The organism is Thermofilaceae archaeon (assembly GCA_038731975.1).
Classification (GTDB): domain Archaea; phylum Thermoproteota; class Thermoprotei; order Thermofilales; family Thermofilaceae; genus JANXEW01.
In genome coordinates this window covers 110,966-130,646 of record JAVYQJ010000001.1, presented here as the reverse complement: position 1 = coordinate 130,646, position 19,681 = coordinate 110,966, and the positions used below count along the sequence as shown (strand labels likewise).

Below are 19,681 nucleotides of genomic sequence, written 5' to 3'. Positions count from 1 at the left end.
GGCTATTTGCTAGAAGAGAAGCTCGGGTACGTGGCCCTGTGGAAACCCGATAGGCTCCGCTTTGGCCCAGCAGGTATCCCAAACAGAGCTAAGACGAGGAGCACGAAGCACGGTGTAATTGAGGTGAGGACCCTCGGACTCGATGCGATGGAGATCGAGTTCGTGCGAAGAATCAGCCTAACCCAAGCGGCTGCGCGAGAGGTCGAATCGATCGCTAGAAACCTAGATGTTGCTTTGACTGTACACGCCCCCTACTACATCAACCTTGCGTCGCCCGATCCGAGCAAGGCTAAAGCAAGCGCAGAGCGCATCTACCAGTCTGCAGTAGTGGGAGCTCAAGCGGGAGCGTGGAGCCTCTGCTTTCACGCTGCCTACTACATGGGCAGGGAGAGCGAATACGTATACCAGGTAGTGAGGGAAACGTTGAAGGACATCGCAAAAAGGCTACAGGATGAGGGGGTCGAAATCTGGCTTAGGCCCGAAACAACGGGTGCACCCACGGAGTTCGGCTCGCTGGAGGAGCTGATCAGGCTCTCCAGCGAGCTGGAGATGGTCCTCCCCGTAGTTGACTTCGCTCATTTACACGCGAGGAGCAACGGCCTCTTCAACAGTTACGACGAATTCTGCCGCATCTTGACTGCCTTAGAGGATGGCCTCGGGAAGGAAGCGCTCCACAACATGCACATGCACGTGTCAGGGATCGAATACGGTGAAAGGGGGGAGATCCGACACCTCAATCTGCGGGAATCCGACTTTAACTACGAGAGTCTGATGGTTGCGCTGAAAGAGTTTGGAGTCAAAGGAGTCTTGATATGTGAGAGCCCTAACTTGGAGGAGGACGCTCTGCTCCTGAAGGAGACGTACGGGAAGATCTCCACCAAGTGACGCTGAGACTAGGTGTATAAGCTTCGATGCCTCCCTTTAAGACTGCCAGAAGCTCCGAAGGGTTAACCACGGGACCGGGGAAGAGGTGATGATCGTCGGTGGCTAACCTGGGGCATGCCAGATTCACGTAAAGGCTACTACCCCCAAAGTTCTCGAGCGCCTCTCGAGACACGTCGTCAAACGCAACAACGTCTACTTTGTAGCCTTTAGACTTTAGAACCTCCCATAGGATACGGAACTGCCTAGCTGTTAGCCGTTGACCAGGCTTCAGCGAGACAACGAGTGTGGCGTTCCTAGCCTCAAGGGCCAAGCTTAAGTGAGAGAGCCTTAAAGCAATCACTTTCTTGACCTCCCTATCAACATCGCGAATTGAACTAGCATAGGGATCAACGGCATACGTCTTTACGCCGGTGGCCAACGCCACGCCAATCGCATGAAAAACGCCTCCTGCAATCACGAGGAAGGCGTCAACCGCCTTGCTCAGATTTTCGGCCGCCCTTTGATCGCAACCCACGATGAGGCCCTCCTGCATAAACGGATCAGGGCTGCGAGAGGTTAGAGCCCTGAGACCTTGCTCGCCGAGTTTGCGAACCACGCTCGAGAGAGCGTGCACGTGTTGCACGCTGGCTACAACGCCCACCGTCCTAATCCCTTCCTCAACCAGCTTAGAAGCTGCCTTAGCGGCTACCTCCTCAAGATCGATGAGAGACCTACCTGGTACGAACAGAACACTCCGAGGGGGCTTGAATCGCACTGGACCATGGTGTCCGATGTGCACCAACGCTTCACATCCAGCGCGCTTCACCTCATTTAGAGCTACGTCGCAACCTCCCCAGCAGTGGCTGGCTGAAAGCACCACATCGAAACCTTTGGAGGCGAGCGATTCCGCTAGCCTTCGGGCGCAAGCCTTCAGTCCGTCGGGTGCCTGCAGTAGGAGGCTCCTGTAACCGAAGCGCCTCGCCCATTCAATGACACGCTGCTCCTCAAGGTCGTAAGCACATTGCATGGCTGCCCTCAAGACACCGGCCTCCAGACTAGCCCCAGCTCGTCAGCGAAGGCGTACGCCTCCTCGAGTTCCCTTGGGCTCGGCCTCCGTGCAATTTCTCTATACTTCTCCGGGTAGAAGGCAACCAGGTGTTCGGGCCTATACTGATCCATGATGTTCACCAGTGCTCGCGGGCAGTTCTCGCTGATCCACTTGAGGACGGGTTTCGTGCAACACTCCACGTGGTTTGGTAAGACCAGGTGGCGTATGATCATGTCCCCGCTATCGTGGGCCATCTTGTGGTTCCGGGAAACGACTTCAAAGTACCTGGGCACCTTTGAGAGCCTCAACGCGCACTCATCATTACCGTACTTGAAGTCGGGAAGCCATATGTCTATGATGTCCAGCAGCAGCTGAAGAGCTTCTACAGACATGTACATGTTCGAATTCCAGAGGAGCGGTACGTTGACGTCCATGTACTTTAGAGAAGACAGGATCACGTGCAACTGCTGATCTGGGTTCCCACCAACGTAATTGATGTTGCGGGCCCCCTCCCTGCGCAGCTTGGTGGCAATCGCGGCGAGCTCTCGGGGGCCAACAGGTACGCCATTCAAGGGGTTTGTGGAGATATCCCAGTTCTGGCAGAAAACGCACTTGAAGCTACAGCCAGTGAAGAAAATTGTTCCGGAGGGCACGAGAGGGGCTTCCTCTCCCATGTGGAGGAAAGCCGAAGCAACCCTCACTTCGCTCGTGAGGCCGCAGACTCCTTTCTCACCTTGAGTTCTGTCGACACCGCACCTCCACTCGCACAACCTGCAAGCCTTGATCAGCTCTGAGGCTATGTCGGCCTTCAGATCTATCAGGCTGTACTCGGGAGCAGGAATCTTCGACAAGGCGTTTACGTCCTCCTCCACCCTCTCGTACAGCTCTCTCTCCTCCTCAACCTTCTCCCTGTGAACGCGCCACATTTCCTCAAGTCCGACATTCTTCTCCAGCTCCACAGGGACGCGCTTCGCTACCCTGTATCGGGCGGGCCTTCGGTCGGACATCACCCCGTAGTAGTGCGAGAGCCTCTTTTTCACCTCCTCGTTCTCCCACACCACCAAGGCGTCAGGGCGTAGGGTCAGCAATCGCCACATCAACTTAAAGTGCAATCACGAAGCTTTTAAGCAATTGCTTCTATGCCCTGCGCGTGAACGGATCTAGAATAAACTTCCCCCTGATATTGATCAACTTCAAGTGCTACCGTGAGGCGAGCGGCAAGCGCGGCCTCGAGCTAGCGCGGGTCGCCGAGCAGATAAGTAGGGAGACGGGCGTCTGCATAGCTGTAGCACCCCAGCTCACGGACCTCGCCTTCGTCGCATCCCAGGTTGAGATACCAGTCTTCTCTCAGCACGTAGACGATGTGGAACCGGGTAGCCACACGGGGCATGTGACGCTCGAGGCGATTAAAGACGCCGGTGCGGTAGGCACACTCATCAACCATTCCGAGCGGCGTGTGCGCGCTGATCAAATCGACGTCGTGGTTAAAAAAGCGCGTACGTTGAATCTAACCACCGTCGTGTGCACTAACACCCCCGAAGTTACAGCCGCAATGGCCGCGCTGGGCCCAGACATGGTAGCCATCGAACCGCCCGAGCTCATCGGCACGGGAATCCCCGTATCCAGAGCTAAACCCGAAGTAGTCACGAGCTCCGTTGAGCTCGTGAGACGCGTTAACCCCCAAGTCCGAGTGCTTTGCGGAGCTGGTATCACAACCGGCGAAGACGTAGCTGCCGCCCTGAGACTAGGCACTGTGGGCGTCCTCTTAGCGTCAGGCGTCGTGAAAGCGAAAGATTGGAGGAAGGCCATATTCGACTTGATCGAGCCCATAATCAAAAAGTGAGCCGCAACAGCTTTAAGCCGAATTACCTTTATCTTTCAGGGCCCGTGGCCTAGCATGGAAAGGCGTCGGCCTCCGGAGCCGAAGAACCCGGGTTCAAGTCCCGGCGGGCCCGCCAACAAGAATCATCTGTTTTGCGAAAACTAATCAGTTAATCTATTTCTACGTACTTAGTTTAAACGAGCAGAGTCGCCTAACAGCTTCAGGATCTCTGTGTGAAAAGAAGGCGCTTTCCTTTCTATCTAATGTCCTGATCTTCTCAAAATCCTCTTTATCCAATTCAAAGTCAAAAACGCTTATGTTTTCTATCATTCTTTCCTTACGAACAGTTTTGGGAATAGCTACAATTCCTCTTTGTATCAACCATCTTAGAATGATTTGAGCAACTGTTTTACCATGTTTTTTAGCTATTGATAGCAGAACCTCATTTTGAAAGATGTTGTACCTACCCTCAGCGAAGGGGGCCCAGGCCTCAGGTTGAATTTTCCATTTCCTCATAAACTCGACCGCCTCCTCCTGTTGATGGAAGGGGTGTATCTCAACCTGGTTCACAGCCGGGATCACTTCGTGATGACAGATTAGATCCATCAAGCGATCCGGGTAGAAGTTGCTGACGCCTATCGCCCTGATCAACCCCTCGCGGTAGAGCTCCTCCATCGCTCGCCAAGCACAGTGCACATCCCCGAAGGGTTGGTGGATCAGGTACAAGTCGATGTAATCGAGCTGAAGCCGCTTGAGGGATCGTTCGAAAGCCCTTTTCGCTTTCTCATAGCCGGCATCTTGTATCCACAGTTTCGTGGTGATAAAGAGGTCCTCCCTCCTAACGAGGCCTTCATCAATCGCTCTCCTTACGGCTCTCCCGACAGCTTCCTCGTTCATGTAAGCGGCTGCCGTATCGATCAACCTGTAGCCCACCTTGATCGCCTCATAGACACACTGTTCGCATTGAACCGGGTCGATTATCTGAAACGTCCCATAGCCGAGTATGGGCATCTCAACCCCATTGTTCAAAACGACTTTCGGGACGTTAACCATGTCTGCTCCACTCCAAGCTAATGACATTATGCCTATAAATTATACCTCTTTTATTTACCAAACCTTGGTGCTTGAATAATGGGATTTTCGGATTTCTCTGGGGTAACTCATTCAAGTATGCTTGCCGCGAAAAGTTGAAGGGGAGGAAGGGCGCATCGCGTCCAGATGCTAGAGACCCTAGCTGCCAGTTACGGTTTCTCTCCTGCGGCTGTTAAAAGACTGGCTGAGCTGTACTCAGATAGGGTAGAGAGTATACTAGCGTCGCTTAGAACACCTGCTAGGCGCTACTTTCTTAGGGTCAACACTCTGAAGGCCACCCCAGCGGAAGTCGTCGAGGAGTTGAGACGTCAAGGGTTTGAGGCGCATGTTTTTGAGGCTTTAAGCGACGCGATCTTTCTACCCGTAAAGGGACCTTTCTACGTTAGGCGGCTTGAGAAAACCGTTGTGGCTAAGAAGGAGGCCGCGGAGTCCGTCTACCAGGGGGCGCACCTCTATGCTCCGGGAGTTCTAAGTGCAAAAGGCGTGAAGGAGGGGGAGCGGGTCAACGTTGTCAGCCCTCGCGGGGACCTCGTAGCGGAGGGCGTAGCGGAGATGGATGGCGAGGAAATGGTGGCCCGCAAGCAAGGCCTAGCGGTTCGGGTAGAAGTCTCGGTATTCAAAGTACCGTCGATAAGGGAGTTGGACGTCTACAGGCGAGGCCTCGTTTACGATCAGAGCCTCCCGGCCATCGTCGCCGGGCACGTCTTAGACCCGAAGCCAGACTGGCTCGTTGTCGACATGTGCGCTTCACCGGGCGGTAAAGCTACGCACGCTGCGCAACTGATGGGGGGTAGTGGCCGCGTCGTTGCCGTCGATAGGTCGAGGAGTAAGGTCGCGAAGATCGAGGAGAACGCTAGGAGGTTGGGTCTAGGTAACATCGAGGTTAGAGTTGCGGATTCCAGGTACTTGGACGTTGACGCGGAGGATCTTGTAGGCTCAGATGCCGTGATACTGGACCCTCCCTGCAGCGCTCTTGGCGTTAGGCCGACCCTCTACTACGAGAGAGGTGAGAGGGAGTTTCAAACGCTCAGCGAGTACCAGCGCCAATTCCTCAGGGTAGCTGCAAGGCTGCTGAGAAAGGGTGGCCTTCTGCTGTACTCCACTTGCACTTTAACGCTGGAGGAGAACGAGTTGAACGTGCTTTGGGCTGTGAAGGAGCTGGGGTTCAAGCTGCGGAGCCAACCTGTGTTCCTGGGCTCGTCCGGCTTTGCCGGGCTCGGATCTCTAGTGCAGCGGTTTGAGCCCGACATTCACGATTCGCCCGGTTTCTTCATAGCGCTCCTGGAAAAAGTATGATGGTGCGGGGGCCGGGATTCGAACCCGGGCAGGCCTACGCCAGCGGAGCCTAAGTCCGCCCCCTTTGTCCTAGCTCGGGCACCCCCGCCGTGTTGGGGTTAGCGTACCAGTTTTAAAAATCATGCTGAACTATTGTTCAGTCAAATGCCTTCCGTTCATGGCTCACCGTAACTCTGCTTCATCATTAGATCTCGGGCGCTCCGGTACCGCTTACACTCTTCAGAAGGGTTTAATAACCTATTTCATTGCAGGGGCCTCATGAGCGAGTTGAGGTTACCTGTATGTTCGTCGTGCAGGAGACCAATAGCGCCGTACAGCCGAGGTGTCAGGTTTCGCTGCCCTAACTGCGGGGAAGTCGATATCTGGCGCTGCGAGAAGTGCAGGAAGCTCGTAATACAATACGTGTGCCCTAAGTGCGGCTTCGTCGGCCCTTAGGTGACTAGTATGGCCCGCGTAGTGGCTGTTGTGAGGGTTCTACCGGCAGACGCTGAAGCACCTCCAGAGCAAATCGTAGAGCTCGTCAGGAGTCGCCTCCCCCAGGACACGTACGAGGTCCTTAGGAGTAGGACTGAGCCCATAGCTTTCGGCATCACCGCGATATACCTGTGGATCGCCATGCCTGAGAATCTTGAGGGGGGCACGTACGATCTGGAGAGCAGGCTGTCCAACATGCCAGAGATCAGCCAGTTCGACGTGATTACCGTCTCCAGGCTTCTCGAATAACACCTTACGGTTTGGAGTTAAGCAAAAAAGTAGAACGAAGGGGATAAGGCGCTCCGTTCTCCGGGCTCGCTCGAGAGCTGCGGCTATGTAGGCCTTCAGCCAGCCTCCCTTCAGCCGGTCTAGAACTGTGCACCCCCCTCCCGCGCGCTTGATGGAGGATCCACTCCCCAGCCCGGTCTGGGCCAACCGGGCTGGGAATCCCCCTCCGGGCCGCGCTCCGGCAACGGGACACTGAGAGGAGAGGGTGTAGGCCACCTAAGGCTGTCGACGAGCGGTGGCGGCCGACCCCATGACGCCCGCCGGCCATCCACGGCTAGAAGCCGGAGGGCCGAAGAGCCGGTCCCTCGAGGAAAACTATGAAGAAGGAGGATGTGCGCCCGGCGCGGTAGCTATAAGATTACGACAAGCGGCTCACCCTGTTTAACGGTCGCTCCCTCCTTGACTAGCACGTCCTTAACGATGCCGCTCCTGCCGGCTCTAACCTCCACTCTGGTCTTCATCGCTTCCATCACAGCTATTAGGGTCCCCTGTTTAACCTCATCACCAGGCTTCACTCTAACCTCGACCACACGCCCCGTTATTGGCGCGGGTACTCCCCCCTCGACCATCTTTGCCGCGGGGATCTCCGTAGTAACGCGCTTTACAACGCCAGTCTGGAAAGCCTGGAGCAGAGCCTCAATATCACCCGGTTCGGCGAGCTCTACTTCAACCTCGTAGAGCTCCCCGTCTAAAACCACTCTAAACTTCCTTCTCATGTCGACCCCTTTCGAGCGTGCACCAAATCTCCGAAGGAGCGTCCAACCTGGCTGCAATAACCCAGCTTGAGATCCTCTCCCCGCGAGCCGCTGCGTTAACCCTAGCTTTATTGCGCTTCAAGCTTAGCAGCATCACGCAGGCTGCTAGCACCGCTAGCCTCTTTTCGGGCTCTATCTCCTCCGTCACGCCTTACACCGGTGGTATCCCGTGCTTCTTGGGCGGACTGGGCTTCCTCTCCCGCTTGGACAAGAGGTAATTAAGCGTTTGAGCTAGCACCCTTCTCGTTTCGCTGGGCATGATGACGTCGTCAACATAACCCCTGCCCGCCGCAAAGTAGGGCGTGGTGACCTTCCTCCTGTACTCTCTAACGAAGTTCCTCACTAACTCATCCCGTTCCTCGGGTTTTGCTGCCGCGATTGCGTCCCTGTAGATGATCTCTACTGCGCCCTCTGGCCCCATAACCGCGATCTCCGCTGTTGGCCAGGCGTAAACGACGTCCGCTCCCAAATGCTTACTGCCAAGCGCGATGTAGGCGCCCCCGTACGCCTTCCTCATGATTACGGTGATCTTCGGAACAGTGGAGCTGGCGTAAGCGTATATTATCTTCGCACCGTGGCGGATGACCCCTCCATGCTCCTGCACGGTTCCCGGTAGGAAGCCTGGAACGTCCATCAGCGTTATGATTGGGATGTTGAACGCGTCGCAGAACATTACGAAGCGAGCGATCTTATCGGAACTGTTGATGTCCAAAGCTCCGGCCATGAAGGCTGGCTGATTGGCCACAACTCCAACAACGTGGCCGGCGAGCCGCGCGAAACCGACAACAGCGTTTGGCGCAAAGTGTTCGTGCACCTCGAGGAATGTCCCCCGGTCGAAGACCGTTGAGATTATCTCCTTCACGTCGTACGGTTCCTCCGGATCATCGGGGACAATGCTGTTCAACGTCTCGTCCTCCCGGTATGGGTCATCGCTCGTATCGACAAACGGCGGGTCCTCAACGTTGTTCGAGGGTAGGTAACTCAGGAGCCTTTTTATCAGCCTTATCGCCTCCTCGTCGCTATCCACAACGAAGTGGGCTACGCCACTCTTCGTCGCGTGAACGTCGGGTCCCCCCAGCTCCTCGAACGTGACGTCCTCCCCGGTTGCGGCTTTAACGACTTTAGGCCCGGTGATGAACATATAGCTGGTCTTCCTCACCATCACTATGAAATCGGCGAGAGCGGGCGAGTATACTGCACCGCCAGCGCAGGGACCCATGATGGCCACGATCTGCGGTACCACTCCGCTAGCCAGCACGTTCCTGTAGAATATCTCGCCGTAACCCTTCAGCGAATCAACGCCCTCCTGGATCCGCGCGCCCCCTGAGTCGTTGAGGCCTACTATCGGTACACCCAGCTTCATCGCCATCTCGATTAAGGCGGCTATCTTCAGAGCGTGCATCTCACCTACGCTACCACCCATGAAAGTGAAATCCTGCGCGTACACTGCCACTTTGCGCCCCTCGACCTCGCCTATCCCAGTTACAACCCCGTCCCCGTAAGCTACCCTCTCGGACATCCCAAACTCTGTCGCCCTATGCTTGACGAAGCGCCCCAGCTCTACGAAGCTCCCCTTATCCAGCAACAGTTCTATCCTCTCCCAGGCAGTAAGCTTGCCCGCTTTATGCTGGGCAGCGATCCTCTCAGCGCCGCCACCAAGCTTGGCGAGCTCCCTTAGACGCTGCAACTCCTCAAATCTGTCAGCGGGCATACCCTCAGGTTCCCTTCGCTACACCTCTTTAACCCACATCTCGTAGACCGTGTTTCCGATCTTAACTCTCACCAGCCTCGCGCCGCTCCTAGCCATCTCGCAAGCGTAGCGGAGGTGGCGGAGCACACGCTGCACCGCCTTATCGCAGGGTTCACCGTTGTTCAGGCAGGCTTGAACGAGCGATTGCGGTATGAATCTAGCTATGATATCACCGTCGATCTCCGAGACGCGCTTGACAACGAGCCTTAACCCAGCCTTAAGCTGCGAGGCCAACGCGCGCAAACCGCTGAAGGATACATAGACTGGAGCCTCCACCGCTTCCACAACCATGCTGCACCCAGCATACAGGGGTAGCGCCCTCCAAGGCTTACAGACCCTACCTCCCGCACGAATGACGGCATTGCCTGTGACAGCGGCTAGCGTCGGGGTTCGAGCTCTTACTTCGAGTCGCCCCTCCACTCGGATAGCCGGGTGGAAGATGGGGTTATCGACTAAAGCGTTGGAAGCCGCCCAGAGGAACTTCTCCTTCCCTTCCGCTTCCTGGACTATTCGAGCATCGAAGGCGTTTAACACCTCTAGACCCTGATCCTCGAGCCTCTCAACGGCTTCGAAGGCGGTGATGCTAGACTGCATCCAGATACTACGATCCTAAGACTTTAAAAGGAATTCTAATCGGCAATGGACTAACCCAGATTAGGAGAGGTCCTCCCTCCTGATCCCGTAAAGGCTGCCATCGTGAGGTTCCAGCTGGTACCAGTACGCAACGCTGCTGTAGTCAGCTTCAACCTCGTTGAACTCACCGTGGGGCGCGTAAACCTCTATGCTTTCCCTGAATGGAATGGGGTCCAGCACGTGAAACCTGTAGGCTGCTATTTCGCCCTTCTCCTCGTCCTTGTGGATCAGCCCGTGGAAGGGGGCTGTAAAAGGCCCACCGGAAAAGTACCAGCCTGAAAGGAAGTAGTCCTCAGTACCCGTTGAAACGTAGCTGGGTTCCCCATCAGCGATTATCGCAATATTTCCCTCGAGGTAGCCTAGACCACCGATTATCGGGGGTTTCAAGCTCAAGCTCCTCATGTAAAGGTACGTTCCAACGTAGTGCCCCCTCCCTCTACCCTTTAACACGCAGTATGGTTCGCCAGCCTTAACCTCCTTTTCCCTTCTCCAAAGCGCGTGGAAGCGCGGTCGATTGCTCGTATCTACTCCAACGTAGTAACCGATGATGAAATAGAAGGATTGGATCTCTTCGTTGCCTAGGTTTTCAACCTCTACACGGGCCCTGCTGAAAGGCATCGGAAAGAAGCAGAATAGGCCGCCGCTACTGAGGCCGACTAGCGCGGAGTAGGCGCTCGAGGCTAGACTGGGCTTGGGGCTAAACGCCCGGTGGCCCTGAAGGAAGAAGTCTCCAATGGGCGCCTCAACGCTCGGTACAGGCTCGCCGTCCCAGTACGCCCTCAGAATCGTGTGTCTGAGAAACCTCCGATCGGATGCGCTCACTGTTATCCAAATGCTAGCTATGATCCCCGGTTCATCGCTGGTGAACATCGTCAACTTCTGGCCAGGCTCGATACTGTAATAATCCAAGCGGGACTCAGATTCGACACTCTTCAGCACCCCCTTCCTTTTCCAATGGTCTAACCAATCTAGTGGGATTCTCGGGAGCAAGAACTTCCTTTCCTCCTCAGTCAATTTATGGGTGCTTGAAACGAATCTCATTCTATAATCTTTCAGATTAATTAGGTTTTCAAGCATCGGTGTACCTACGCTTACCTGCTAATAATTGTGCGCATTTATTCCGGCTTCAACCGTCCCCAGCTCCTCGCGGTTTGAGGTCAGTATTACTCTAGCTTTGCCTAAACCGTCTACGCGCTGGAGAGGTATCTCTACGATCATGCTAGAGCCTTCAACCTTCACATCATCGAGGTAAGCAACAGCCACGATATTCTCTTCGCAGTCGTAGAGCTCAACGTATAGAGAAAGGTCTGGGCACGGTTGAGGGACGCGTATTTCTATTTTTAGAAACCACTTACTACCCGATTTGCGGTAGACTGAAAGGTTAGTAAGCTCGAAAGAAGAAAGGTTGCATTCCCTTCTTTGAGGCACTGGCTTGGCTGTTTACTCCTTCCTTTCAAGTACTATTTCGATCGCTGAGACGAGGCGCTCCTTGCCTGGTTCACCTACCTTCTCGCTGGAAATCTTTACGTTAGCGATAGTCACTCGATCGCCCATAAACCTTTTTATCACTTCAGCTGCGTCAACAGCCTTCGAAATGGCTCGTCCTCTGGCCTTCAGTATGACCCTCTTGCTGCCCAGCGTAAACTGCGTCACTGCAGCTAGTACGTAGTTGGCGACAGCTTTCTGACCGATGAGTATCGTTCCCTCGGCCGTTGCCATTTTAATCCACCTTTGGGCAAACCCCCTTTCACCTAACTCTATTAAAATTCTTTCCTTGGGGCTTCAACGGGCGCACCCCGCTTTGTCGTAGCGAGGCCGCTTCCCAAAGCTAGGGGAGAGCCTTAACCGCGACTCGATCCCCGGTGGCCAGTCCGTAACGGGTTGCAGCGTTACCCTTGTTGACCGCCAGTTCTAGGTGATCTTCGCTATTGATCAGCAGCAGAGTCTCGCCCTCTGCCACGTAACCGTAAGTGGGTAGGAAGGGAGCCACGATTTCCAACGATCCCTTCAGCTCTATCCTGCACATGGTTCCGTAAGTGAGACCGGCTCTTTCGACGTCGTTTGCAGTGGCGTTAAGAACAACGTTGCCGAAATCGTCAATGTACATCACTTCGCACGCTAAGTACCCTGCTCTAACCTCAGGGTGGGCAAACGATGGTACATTCAACCCGTCCTCGATCAGAGGGCCTACCTCTTCGAAGGGGAGCCCGCAGGCTAGGTAAGCGGCCACTGGTGCGAAGATGTCGCGGCCGTGGAACGTACGGGAGACCTTATCCCTCGTCAATCGGGGGTTCTCGATGAGCCTAACCTCCTGCACGCCGTCTTCGAGGGCTGCTGGAGCTAGTAGGCCGTTGTCAGGCCCGATGAAGATGTAGCTGTTTGTCTTAATTGCGATGCTGCGCCTCTGCGTCCCCACACCTGGATCCACGACTGCTACGTGGATCGTGCCCGGGGGGAAGTACTTGTACGCGGCTTTTAGGAGGAAAGCACCAGCTCTCACATCAAACTTAGGTACGCAGTGCGTTATGTCGATGATCACCGCATGTGGGGCTATTGACAGGATTACACCCTTCATTGACCCAACATAGTGATCACGAGCCCCGAAATCTGTAAGCAGAGTAATTACAGGATTTTTAAGCATGTACAGATTATTCGATTTTAGGTTTTTATTTCTTCACTGATAAGAGTACGGCTTGAGAGAGCGAAAGAAAGTTTAATAATGCCGAGCCCGCAAAACCTCCGTGAAACGCCAGGACCGGCTGCTCTTCATACCTGGACCCGTGATGGTGGAGGAAGACGTCCTTTTGGAGTCCGCGAAACCTGTCGTAAACCACCGGGGAGAACGCTTCCACGAGATCTTTGAAGAGGTTGTCGAACGCTTAAGGAAGGTTTTGCGCACCGAGAACGAGGTAGTGATCTTTACGGCTTCAGGTTCGGGAGCGGTCGAAGCGTTAGCTTCGAATTTCGGCCCCCGTCGAAAAGCCGTCGTGATTAACGCGGGGGAGTTCGGCGCAAGATTCTCGGAGGCTTTAAAGACGTATGGCGCAAACGTTGTTGAGGTTACAGCCCAACTGGGTGATGCCCCCAGCCTCGAGCAAGTTGCTGAGAGGATCCAGATTGAGAAGCCCGACATCGTGGCGTTCGTCTACAACGATACCTCTCCCGGCATCAGGTTGAGCTATATCCGTGAGCTGTGCAAGGTGGCAAAGGAGCACGGCGCGCTAACCTTAGTTGACGCCGTTTCGGCTGCGGGCGGTGACGAGCTCGACATCGATTCGTGGGGGATCGATGGTTTGGCAGCTGCTTCGCAAAAGTGTCTCGCAGCCCCTCCCGGGCTTTCCTTTGTAGTTTTGAGCGAAGAGGCGAAGGAGAAGATCGTAAGGCCGCCGGTGACCGTCTACTTCGACCTGCGGAGGTACATCGAGTTTAACCGTAGATCCGAGACACCATTTACGCCCGCGGTGACGCTCTTCACCGCTCTGAGTAAGGCGTTGGAAAGGATACTCAGGTTCGGGGTCGATGAATGGGTGAAAATGCACGTTGAGAGATCCGTCGTGCTTTACAACGCTATTCAGAAGCTTGGCCTCAGGCCTTTCGTGAGGGAAATTTACAGGTCTCGTACCGTGCTCTCTTTCGCAACGCCGGATGGCGTGAGCGCGAGTGAGCTTCGAAGACGGCTTGCAGAGGCTTACGGCATCGAGGTTGCGAGCGGCATGGGTGCACTGAAGGATCGCATAATAAGGCTCGGCGTCATGGGCCCGATTAAGCACGCCGATATCCTCGCCTTAGTTACGGCTCTAGGCCTCGAGCTGGAGCGCTTGGGCGTACAAGGTGACTTGGACGGAGCCTTAAGGGAGGTAGCTAGGCTGAAAGTTTACAGCTAGAAGCCCTACAGTGGCTTCCATGTGCCGGATAAGTACCGTCGCACCGCGGGATCTGGTGCCGCACCCGATAGATGGTGGTAGGGCTTACGCTCTTGCTTTCGAAGTGTATTGCGAAGAAGGTATCGCTAAGCTGCTCAGCATGAGTGAAGCGACGCCTGGTTTACGCATCATCCTCTTCAATCCGGATGCTGTAGTTGGCCCCGTTCACGTGATTACCGCTGTCGATTACGCTGTAACGAGTTTTCGCTTAGGTCTCAACACCGCTAGGAGCTTGCATATCGAAGCGTTCCTCTACGCAGCAGCTACGAGGGAAATCTCGAAGGCTCTAGAGCTCTTTCAACCGGACGCGAACGAAAAGCGGGCGGTAGCGGTTCTTGTAGCGGATAGCGCGGAGGCCTGCATCAAGGGTGTTGTAGCTCTGTGTGAGCGCGTTAAAGCGAGCGTAAGCCCCATTGGTTACAGCGAAAAGGCTGCACGGTTGCTCGCGCAGAAGCTGAGGATCGAAGAGAAGGAGATCCGGGCTACGTACTCGACCGACTTTGCGAGCGCGGTTGAAAAATGCCTATTATCAAGGATGGCACTCGAGTTTCTATCCCGCTAACCCTCCCCTTCAGTCTCCGCGCGGGCAGCCCTTCTAAGACGCTGGACGGAGACTATATGCTTGGGCTCGACGATGGCGATACCTGCTACATCCCTTATTACCTCCACGAGAACGATCTTGTCGGGGTGCTCGAGATCCACTTTATTCGGAATGTTAGGTGCGATCGCCGATATCACCTCGTCTCGGGTTAACGCGGATAGCCTGATGCGTGCTTCGATACGGTACCTGTCGTTAAGGTTGAGCTTTTTAGCAGCTAAGTTAAGAGCTTCCCGCTTAATCTCCTCCAGATCCACCTGTGTGCAAACCTCTATCGGCTCGATCTTCAGCAGAAAACGGAAGTACCACGGCTCACTATTGATTCTACTAGCAACTTCCTCAACCACTTTGAATGGATCCAGTTTCGTGTACAGAACAACTAGCCCGGGAAGGCCTGTGGGGCTTGCCTTAACTTCAATATCTCCTAGATCCCTGAGAAAGTACCAGAGCTCGCTTAATAAATCGTTCTCTCTTCTACGGTAAGTTGAAGCTAAAAGGTTAAACTTTTTTAACATTGCTTTAGAGTTCTAGCTCTTCAGCTCCAAGCTCGATAGCAGCTCTCTCTTCAACTCTTTCAACCACTCCGTCTCGAATCCACACGATCCTGTCGCTAACGTCGATCATCTTCAGGTCGTGTGTCGCAGTGATGACCGTTACCCCCCGTTCCACGTTCAGCTCCTTGAGTAGCTGCACGATCCTCAGGCCGGTCTGCAGGTCGAGGTTGCCGGTGGGCTCGTCGGCGAGTATGATTGCGGGGTCGTTGGCGAGGGCTCTAGCGATTGCAACCCTCTGCTGCTGACCACCACTCAACTCCGTCGGCCGGTGGTAAAGCCGATCCCCAAGCCCAACGCGCTCAAGCAGTTTTTTCGCCTTCTCTTCCCTCTCCTTCCTAGGAACGCCGGCGAAGATCATTGGTACCATCACATTATCTAGCGCAGTTAGTACGGGGATTAGGTTGAAAGTCTGGAAGATGTAACCAACACGGTGGCATCTAACCCAGGCTAATTGCTTTGGAGTTAGTGAAGCTAAGTCTCGACCGTCCAGGAGCACTCTACCCTTTGTGGGTTTATCAAGGCCTCCGATCATGTTGAATAAGGTCGTCTTCCCGGAGCCGGAGGGCCCCAGGATTGACACGTACTCGCCATACCTTATTTTCAGGTTTACGCCGCGTAACGCTCTTACAACCTCTCCCCGCAGCATGTAGTACTTGTGTAGATCCTCGGTCACAACTACGTGCTCAGGTTTCTCAGCCATACTTGCTCGTGGAGTCTTCCAGGCTCTGCTATTAAAATGTGTTGCAAATATGTTGGATGTGTGCTTACCGTAATGCTTAATAGAGAGCTTCTGGGGGAGAAGGAGCCGCGTAGGTGAGGAGTAGGGATGGAGTTTTGCCCAAAGTGTGGCTCTATCTTAGTTCCTCTGGTTTCAGAGGGGAAGTCCTACTTAGTATGCAGAAAATGTGGGTACAAGAGGGAGGCTACGGCTAAGCGAGGCTACGTTGTAAGGGAGGAAGTGGGTAAAGACAAGAGGGAGAAGCTCGTGGTTATAGAGGGCGTGAAGGAGAGGGAGAAGGAAAAGGTGGAGGAGGAAAGAGAGCTGCTGAAAGAGTACTACGAGATCTTCCTGGAGTCCATGGAGAGCGGGGAGACTGAGTAGAGCGAAGTAGTTATCTCCGAGCTCTATCAGCGGGTTTCAGCATGCGCGTAGCGGTGGTTGAACGTAACCTCTGCAGAGTCAGCAAGTGCGGCCAGGAGTGTGTCCGCTTTTGCCCCATCAATAGGTCTGGTGCTAAGTGCGTCTGGATCGATGAAAACTTGAAGCGCGCTGTTATCGATGAAAAGCTCTGCGTAGGATGTGGTATATGCGTAAGAAAGTGCCCTTTCAGCGCCATACACATTGTTAACCTCCCTGAGAAATTGCGCGAGGAGCTTGTACACAGGTACGGCCCAAGCGGCTTCGAACTCTTTCGACTTCCCATACCTAAGCAAGGATCGGTAGTAGGTATTATTGGAAGCAACGGTGTTGGAAAGTCGACATCGCTCAAGATACTGTCTGGTGAGATCAAGCCCAATTTGGGTAGGCTTGAGGGCGTTGATTGGGATGAGATCATCCGCTACTTCAGGGGATCGGAGCTTCAGACGTACTTCCAGAAGCTGGCCAACGGGCAGTTTATCGCCGTACGTAAGCCTCAGGAGATCGACGTTATACCGAAGTACGTGAAGGGCACCGTTAGGGACGTTCTAAAGCGTGTAGACGAAAACGGTGTAATGGATCAGATCGTTGAGTCTTTAGCGCTCCAGAAGGTGCTCGATAGAACGGTCAGCCAATTGAGCGGCGGCGAGTTGCAGAAGCTAGCCATAGCGGCCGCCATGTGCCGCAACGCTGACGTTTACGTATTCGATGAACCTTCGAGCTACCTCGACGTGAGAGAGAGGTTGAGGGTTGCTCGCACCATACGAGAGTTGGCCAGGAGGGGGAAGTACGTTTTAGTGGTTGAACACGACTTGGCTTTGCTTGACTACATGTCTGATTACGTCCACGTGCTTTATGGAGAGCCGGGAGCCTATGGAATTGTTAGCTTACCGAGGAGCGTGAGGACCGGCATCAATGTGTTCCTAAGGGGGGTCCTGAAAGAGGAGAACATACGATTCAGGGATCATGAAATCAGGTTCCACGTTAAGCCGCCAGAGCGTGTGACCCGCCCCGGGGCAATAGTCGCTAGTTGGAGCACGCTGATCAAGCGCCTTGACGGTTTTGAGCTGGAGGTCGAGGCTGGTGAAATCTACGCGGGAGAAATTGTCGGGGTTGTGGGTCCAAACGGCATCGGGAAGACAACTTTCGTGAGGATGCTTGTTGGAGAGTTAAAACCGGACAATGGTTGGGTCGAGATAAAGCCCGGCTCGAGGTTGAGCTACAAGCCCCAGATGGTACCCCGCGAATCGATGGTGGGCACTGTACGGGAGGTTCTCGAGAAGGCCGGCGTCGACCTCAGCGCGAGCATCACCTGGAGTGAGCTGATCCAGCCCCTCGGTCTACATAAACTCATGGAGAGGGATGTGGAGGAGCTAAGTGGTGGCGAGCTTCAGCGAGTTGCGATCGCTGCTGCTTTGGGCAGAGAGGCCGACATCTACCTGCTTGACGAGCCCATGGCCTACCTGGATGTTGAGCAACGCTACGCGGTTGCACGCGTAGTTAGGCGGTTAACCCAAGAGCGCGGTGTCGCCACTATAGTCGTAGAGCACGACCTCATGATACAGGACTTCATAGCCGATTCCCTCATGGTTTTTAGGGGTGAGCCGAGCTTAAAGGGTGAGGCTTCTTCCCCACTAAGCTTGCGCAACGGCTTCAACGCCCTCCTCAGAGAGCTGGGCGTGACGTTCAGGAGAGATCCAGACACTCTACGCCCCAGGGTCAATAAAGAGGACTCGAGGCTGGACAGGTACTTGAAAAGTCTCGGCGAGTACTATTATACGGCCATTCTCGCCGAGGAAAGCGAGTAGAGAGCCCCTTCAAGTTAACGCACGGTAACCGACGCCTTCCGCTGCAACTCTCACGCCCACCTTCTCGTGCGAAACGGTGAATTTAGTACGGGTGAGCTGTTCGCAAAGCCATATAGCCGTTTCAGCATGACTACTGAGCTCGTTTGATACCACTGTTGATCGACCTTCTGCTAGTGCCATATAGATTACAATGTTATCCAAAGCATGAGCGTCAATGGGAGCCCCACTGCGCAGAACGCTGATGAGCTTCTCAGCCGCTTCGCGCCCCACAACTTCCGCCCTCTTCCCTTTCTCCCCCAGCGCGTCTGCCCCCACAACACCGTTCTCGTACTCCGCCCAAAGGACTATCCCGCTGCCTGGACCGATCGCAGGAGTTTCCACGTCAATAACGATCTCGCCAAGGTAATCCCCGAAGCCAGCGAGCCTTAGCGCATCTCGAGCCGAGGCTGCCTGCCTTTCGGCAACGTGCCGCGGCAGGTTAGCGGCGTACGAGATGCCCCTAATTTCCTTCAGTTCTCCCGCCCTCTCGATCTCAACTGGCTTTAGCGGGTAAGAGGGAAATACATTAACCTCCACAATCCCTCCCCCTTGCGGGTAAAAACCTCTGCGTACCACCTTCAATTCAACCCTTAAGCCGAACTTTCTCAATAGGGGTATGAGGACATGCTCGAAATAGTTGATCGGAGGGGACCAGCTAACGTCCGTCCCCCCTCTCACGCGTAAGGCCACCATATCGGTTGCGGCCGCTAGCACGGGAAGCGCGGCTTGAAGTAGTAGCGAAATACTACCCGCAGTGCCGATATCCACTTCAAGCTTGCCTCCTCTTGGCCTTCCTCTAGGCTTTACGACTATCTCCATCGACCCGATGAACAATCCTTCAACGTTCGCACCCACGAGCTGCGCGATCGTTCTAACCGCCGCCAGGTGCTGGGGTCTTAAGCCGGGAGGAGATCTCTTCGCACGGATGTTCACGACTCTCACGTCTATACCCATGAGCGACGCGAGAGCCACGCTGTAACGCAGCAACTGGCCTCCACCTTCGCCGTATGAACCATCAATGACTATCATACCTGTCACCCCTACCTGCCTTCAAGCGCCTTTTTTACTGCCACTACGCGCTGTAGCGCTGTTGCAGCCGTAAGAGCGAGCAAGAGGAAGGTCAATGTTCTCGCCACACCAACGTGGAAGGATGCAGAGAAGAGTATGATGGCTTTAAAGATCGTCCTTTCCCCTCTTTCCATTAATCCCACCCCAGCCAGGTTCACACCTAGGCTTTCAGCCCTTGCTCTCGTGTAGCTCACAACGAACTCCGCCGTCAAGAGCGCGAGCGCGTAGGGATAATCCACTATATTCGCCGCCGCGAGCGCGCACGTATAGAGGGAGTCGCTCACCCGATCCGCAGTTGAGTCAAGGAATGCGCCGAACGTGCTTTGCATCCCCTTCTTCTTGGCTATGTACCCGTCGAGCCCGTCTAGAGACGCTGAGGCAAGCAGCACTACAGCAACGAGGGAGGGGGAGGCTCCTAAGTATGCCATGGCAGGAACAATAGGAGAGAGGGCTAGCGCGGTTATCGTTATCGTGTTCGGCTTCAGGGGGATCTTCGCAACCCCCAATGCATCTAGCAACTTTTCAAGGCTT

24 protein-coding genes and 2 tRNA genes are annotated in these 19,681 nt (G+C 54.7%); 10 read left to right on the top strand and 16 right to left on the bottom strand.

Features of this window, described 5'->3' with window-relative positions; genetic code table 11:
- Window positions 1–30: 30 nt before the first annotated feature.
- A complete protein-coding gene (locus QXF46_00770) occupies window positions 31–885 on the top strand; it encodes a TIM barrel protein (GenBank protein ID MEM0225399.1) in 855 nt (284 codons plus the stop codon).
- Here the strand turns inward: QXF46_00770 and dph2 are convergent.
- Entirely contained in the window at window positions 824–1,891 is a 1,068-nt protein-coding gene (gene dph2, locus QXF46_00765; protein ID MEM0225398.1) for a diphthamide biosynthesis enzyme Dph2, read from the bottom strand. The two genes, QXF46_00770 and dph2, sit on opposite strands and share 62 nt — an antisense overlap.
- Before the next feature lie 8 nt (window positions 1,892–1,899).
- Entirely contained in the window at window positions 1,900–3,009 is a 1,110-nt protein-coding gene (locus tag QXF46_00760; protein MEM0225397.1) for a radical SAM protein, read from the bottom strand.
- Window positions 3,010–3,062: 53 nt separating this feature from the next.
- Between QXF46_00760 and tpiA the strand changes: the two genes are divergently transcribed.
- Window positions 3,063–3,755, top strand: coding sequence for a triose-phosphate isomerase (gene tpiA, locus QXF46_00755; protein MEM0225396.1), 693 nt, complete (start codon window positions 3,063–3,065; stop codon window positions 3,753–3,755).
- 38 nt (window positions 3,756–3,793) lie between these two features.
- A tRNA-Arg gene (locus QXF46_00750) sits at window positions 3,794–3,870 on the top strand.
- A gap of 44 nt (window positions 3,871–3,914) precedes the next feature.
- Here the strand turns inward: QXF46_00750 and QXF46_00745 are convergent.
- The gene (locus QXF46_00745) at window positions 3,915–4,787 is read right to left on the bottom strand and encodes an aldo/keto reductase (GenBank protein ID MEM0225395.1); all 873 of its coding nucleotides are present in this window, start codon (window positions 4,785–4,787) and stop codon (window positions 3,915–3,917) included.
- A gap of 165 nt (window positions 4,788–4,952) precedes the next feature.
- Here QXF46_00745 and QXF46_00740 point away from each other — a divergent pair, with 165 nt between their 5' ends.
- Window positions 4,953–6,122 carry a PUA domain-containing protein gene (locus QXF46_00740; GenBank protein MEM0225394.1) on the top strand — a complete coding sequence of 390 codons (1,170 nt, stop codon included), beginning with the start codon at window positions 4,953–4,955 and terminating at the stop codon, window positions 6,120–6,122.
- Here QXF46_00740 and QXF46_00735 read toward each other — a convergent pair.
- A tRNA-Leu gene (locus QXF46_00735) sits at window positions 6,123–6,210 on the bottom strand.
- A 170-nt stretch (window positions 6,211–6,380) separates the two neighbouring features.
- Here QXF46_00735 and QXF46_00730 point away from each other — a divergent pair.
- Entirely contained in the window at window positions 6,381–6,557 is a 177-nt protein-coding gene (locus QXF46_00730) for a zinc finger domain-containing protein (protein MEM0225393.1), read from the top strand.
- Window positions 6,558–6,566: 9 nt separating this feature from the next.
- On the top strand, window positions 6,567–6,845 hold the full coding sequence (locus QXF46_00725) for an elongation factor 1-beta (GenBank protein MEM0225392.1): 279 nt from the start codon (window positions 6,567–6,569) through the stop codon (window positions 6,843–6,845).
- 389 nt (window positions 6,846–7,234) lie between these two features.
- Here the strand turns inward: QXF46_00725 and QXF46_00720 are convergent, their stop codons facing one another.
- The 8 genes from QXF46_00720 to QXF46_00685 all read right to left on the bottom strand — a co-directional run bounded on the left by QXF46_00720 (window position 7,235) and on the right by QXF46_00685 (window position 12,663).
- The gene (locus QXF46_00720) at window positions 7,235–7,600 is read right to left on the bottom strand and encodes a biotin/lipoyl-containing protein (GenBank protein ID MEM0225391.1); all 366 of its coding nucleotides are present in this window, start codon (window positions 7,598–7,600) and stop codon (window positions 7,235–7,237) included.
- Window positions 7,584–7,787 (bottom strand): hypothetical protein, encoded by a 204-nt coding sequence (locus tag QXF46_00715; GenBank protein ID MEM0225390.1) that lies wholly within the window; start codon window positions 7,785–7,787, stop codon window positions 7,584–7,586. The genes QXF46_00720 and QXF46_00715 overlap by 17 nt, the downstream gene beginning before the upstream one ends.
- Window positions 7,788–7,790: 3 nt before the next feature.
- Window positions 7,791–9,350 carry an acyl-CoA carboxylase subunit beta gene (locus QXF46_00710; GenBank protein MEM0225389.1) on the bottom strand — a complete coding sequence of 520 codons (1,560 nt, stop codon included), beginning with the start codon at window positions 9,348–9,350 and terminating at the stop codon, window positions 7,791–7,793.
- A gap of 18 nt (window positions 9,351–9,368) precedes the next feature.
- Window positions 9,369–9,983 carry a hypothetical protein gene (locus tag QXF46_00705; protein MEM0225388.1) on the bottom strand — a complete coding sequence of 205 codons (615 nt, stop codon included), beginning with the start codon at window positions 9,981–9,983 and terminating at the stop codon, window positions 9,369–9,371.
- Between the two features lie 60 nt (window positions 9,984–10,043).
- Window positions 10,044–11,036, bottom strand: coding sequence for a glycoside hydrolase family 172 protein (locus tag QXF46_00700; protein MEM0225387.1), 993 nt, complete (start codon window positions 11,034–11,036; stop codon window positions 10,044–10,046).
- A gap of 84 nt (window positions 11,037–11,120) precedes the next feature.
- Window positions 11,121–11,285 carry a hypothetical protein gene (locus QXF46_00695; protein ID MEM0225386.1) on the bottom strand — a complete coding sequence of 55 codons (165 nt, stop codon included), beginning with the start codon at window positions 11,283–11,285 and terminating at the stop codon, window positions 11,121–11,123.
- Window positions 11,286–11,462: 177 nt separating this feature from the next.
- A complete protein-coding gene (albA, locus tag QXF46_00690) occupies window positions 11,463–11,741 on the bottom strand; it encodes a DNA-binding protein Alba (protein ID MEM0225385.1) in 279 nt (92 codons plus the stop codon).
- Between the two features lie 109 nt (window positions 11,742–11,850).
- Window positions 11,851–12,663, bottom strand: a complete 813-nt coding sequence (locus QXF46_00685; protein ID MEM0225384.1) for an S-adenosyl-l-methionine hydroxide adenosyltransferase family protein — start codon at window positions 12,661–12,663, stop codon at window positions 11,851–11,853.
- Between the two features lie 100 nt (window positions 12,664–12,763).
- On the opposite strand from QXF46_00685, the gene QXF46_00680 reads away from it, so the two are divergent.
- A complete protein-coding gene (locus QXF46_00680; GenBank protein MEM0225383.1) occupies window positions 12,764–13,906 on the top strand; it encodes an alanine--glyoxylate aminotransferase family protein in 1,143 nt (380 codons plus the stop codon).
- 19 nt (window positions 13,907–13,925) lie between these two features.
- Window positions 13,926–14,507 carry a KEOPS complex subunit Cgi121 gene (gene cgi121 / locus QXF46_00675; GenBank protein ID MEM0225382.1) on the top strand — a complete coding sequence of 194 codons (582 nt, stop codon included), beginning with the start codon at window positions 13,926–13,928 and terminating at the stop codon, window positions 14,505–14,507.
- Here the strand turns inward: cgi121 and QXF46_00670 are convergent.
- Entirely contained in the window at window positions 14,504–15,058 is a 555-nt protein-coding gene (locus tag QXF46_00670; GenBank protein ID MEM0225381.1) for a THUMP domain-containing protein, read from the bottom strand. The genes cgi121 and QXF46_00670 overlap by 4 nt on opposite strands.
- Before the next feature lie 4 nt (window positions 15,059–15,062).
- Window positions 15,063–15,797 (bottom strand): ABC transporter ATP-binding protein, encoded by a 735-nt coding sequence (locus QXF46_00665; protein MEM0225380.1) that lies wholly within the window; start codon window positions 15,795–15,797, stop codon window positions 15,063–15,065.
- Window positions 15,798–15,923: 126 nt separating this feature from the next.
- On the opposite strand from QXF46_00665, the gene QXF46_00660 reads away from it, so the two are divergent.
- Together QXF46_00660 and QXF46_00655 are read left to right on the top strand one after the other, a co-directional pair.
- Window positions 15,924–16,199, top strand: a complete 276-nt coding sequence (locus QXF46_00660) for a hypothetical protein (GenBank protein MEM0225379.1) — start codon at window positions 15,924–15,926, stop codon at window positions 16,197–16,199.
- A gap of 41 nt (window positions 16,200–16,240) precedes the next feature.
- A complete protein-coding gene (locus QXF46_00655) occupies window positions 16,241–18,043 on the top strand; it encodes a ribosome biogenesis/translation initiation ATPase RLI (GenBank protein MEM0225378.1) in 1,803 nt (600 codons plus the stop codon).
- Window positions 18,044–18,052: 9 nt separating this feature from the next.
- Here the strand turns inward: QXF46_00655 and rtcA are convergent, their stop codons facing one another.
- Both rtcA and QXF46_00645 read right to left on the bottom strand, forming a co-directional pair.
- Complete coding sequence (gene rtcA, locus QXF46_00650) at window positions 18,053–19,111, bottom strand: RNA 3'-terminal phosphate cyclase (protein MEM0225377.1); 1,059 nt, start codon at window positions 19,109–19,111, stop codon at window positions 18,053–18,055.
- 11 nt (window positions 19,112–19,122) lie between these two features.
- A complete protein-coding gene (locus QXF46_00645) occupies window positions 19,123–19,668 on the bottom strand; it encodes a CDP-alcohol phosphatidyltransferase family protein (protein MEM0225376.1) in 546 nt (181 codons plus the stop codon).
- Window positions 19,669–19,681: the final 13 nt, after the last annotated feature.

Excerpts from the sequence above, each read along its gene's own strand:
- QXF46_00705 (MEM0225388.1), bottom strand. The coding sequence starts at position 9,983 with ATGCAGTCTAGCATCACCGCCTTCGAAGCCGTTGAGAGGCTCGAGGAT.
- dph2 (MEM0225398.1), bottom strand. The coding sequence starts at position 1,891 with ATGCAATGTGCTTACGACCTTGAGGAGCAGCGTGTCATTGAATGGGCG.
- QXF46_00670 (MEM0225381.1), bottom strand. The coding sequence starts at position 15,058 with ATGTTAAAAAAGTTTAACCTTTTAGCTTCAACTTACCGTAGAAGAGAG.
- albA (MEM0225385.1), bottom strand. The coding sequence starts at position 11,741 with ATGGCAACGGCCGAGGGAACGATACTCATCGGTCAGAAAGCTGTCGCC.
- QXF46_00710 (MEM0225389.1), bottom strand. The coding sequence starts at position 9,350 with ATGCCCGCTGACAGATTTGAGGAGTTGCAGCGTCTAAGGGAGCTCGCC.
- QXF46_00740 (MEM0225394.1), top strand. The coding sequence starts at position 4,953 with ATGCTAGAGACCCTAGCTGCCAGTTACGGTTTCTCTCCTGCGGCTGTT.
- QXF46_00720 (MEM0225391.1), bottom strand. The coding sequence starts at position 7,600 with ATGAGAAGGAAGTTTAGAGTGGTTTTAGACGGGGAGCTCTACGAGGTT.
- QXF46_00745 (MEM0225395.1), bottom strand. The coding sequence starts at position 4,787 with ATGGTTAACGTCCCGAAAGTCGTTTTGAACAATGGGGTTGAGATGCCC.
- QXF46_00655 (MEM0225378.1), top strand. The coding sequence starts at position 16,241 with ATGCGCGTAGCGGTGGTTGAACGTAACCTCTGCAGAGTCAGCAAGTGC.
- QXF46_00725 (MEM0225392.1), top strand. The coding sequence starts at position 6,567 with ATGGCCCGCGTAGTGGCTGTTGTGAGGGTTCTACCGGCAGACGCTGAA.
- rtcA (MEM0225377.1), bottom strand. The coding sequence starts at position 19,111 with ATGATAGTCATTGATGGTTCATACGGCGAAGGTGGAGGCCAGTTGCTG.
- QXF46_00760 (MEM0225397.1), bottom strand. The coding sequence starts at position 3,009 with ATGTGGCGATTGCTGACCCTACGCCCTGACGCCTTGGTGGTGTGGGAG.
- QXF46_00685 (MEM0225384.1), bottom strand. The coding sequence starts at position 12,663 with ATGCTTAAAAATCCTGTAATTACTCTGCTTACAGATTTCGGGGCTCGT.
- QXF46_00660 (MEM0225379.1), top strand. The coding sequence starts at position 15,924 with ATGGAGTTTTGCCCAAAGTGTGGCTCTATCTTAGTTCCTCTGGTTTCA.
- QXF46_00730 (MEM0225393.1), top strand. The coding sequence starts at position 6,381 with ATGAGCGAGTTGAGGTTACCTGTATGTTCGTCGTGCAGGAGACCAATA.
- QXF46_00665 (MEM0225380.1), bottom strand. The coding sequence starts at position 15,797 with ATGGCTGAGAAACCTGAGCACGTAGTTGTGACCGAGGATCTACACAAG.
- cgi121 (MEM0225382.1), top strand. The coding sequence starts at position 13,926 with ATGTGCCGGATAAGTACCGTCGCACCGCGGGATCTGGTGCCGCACCCG.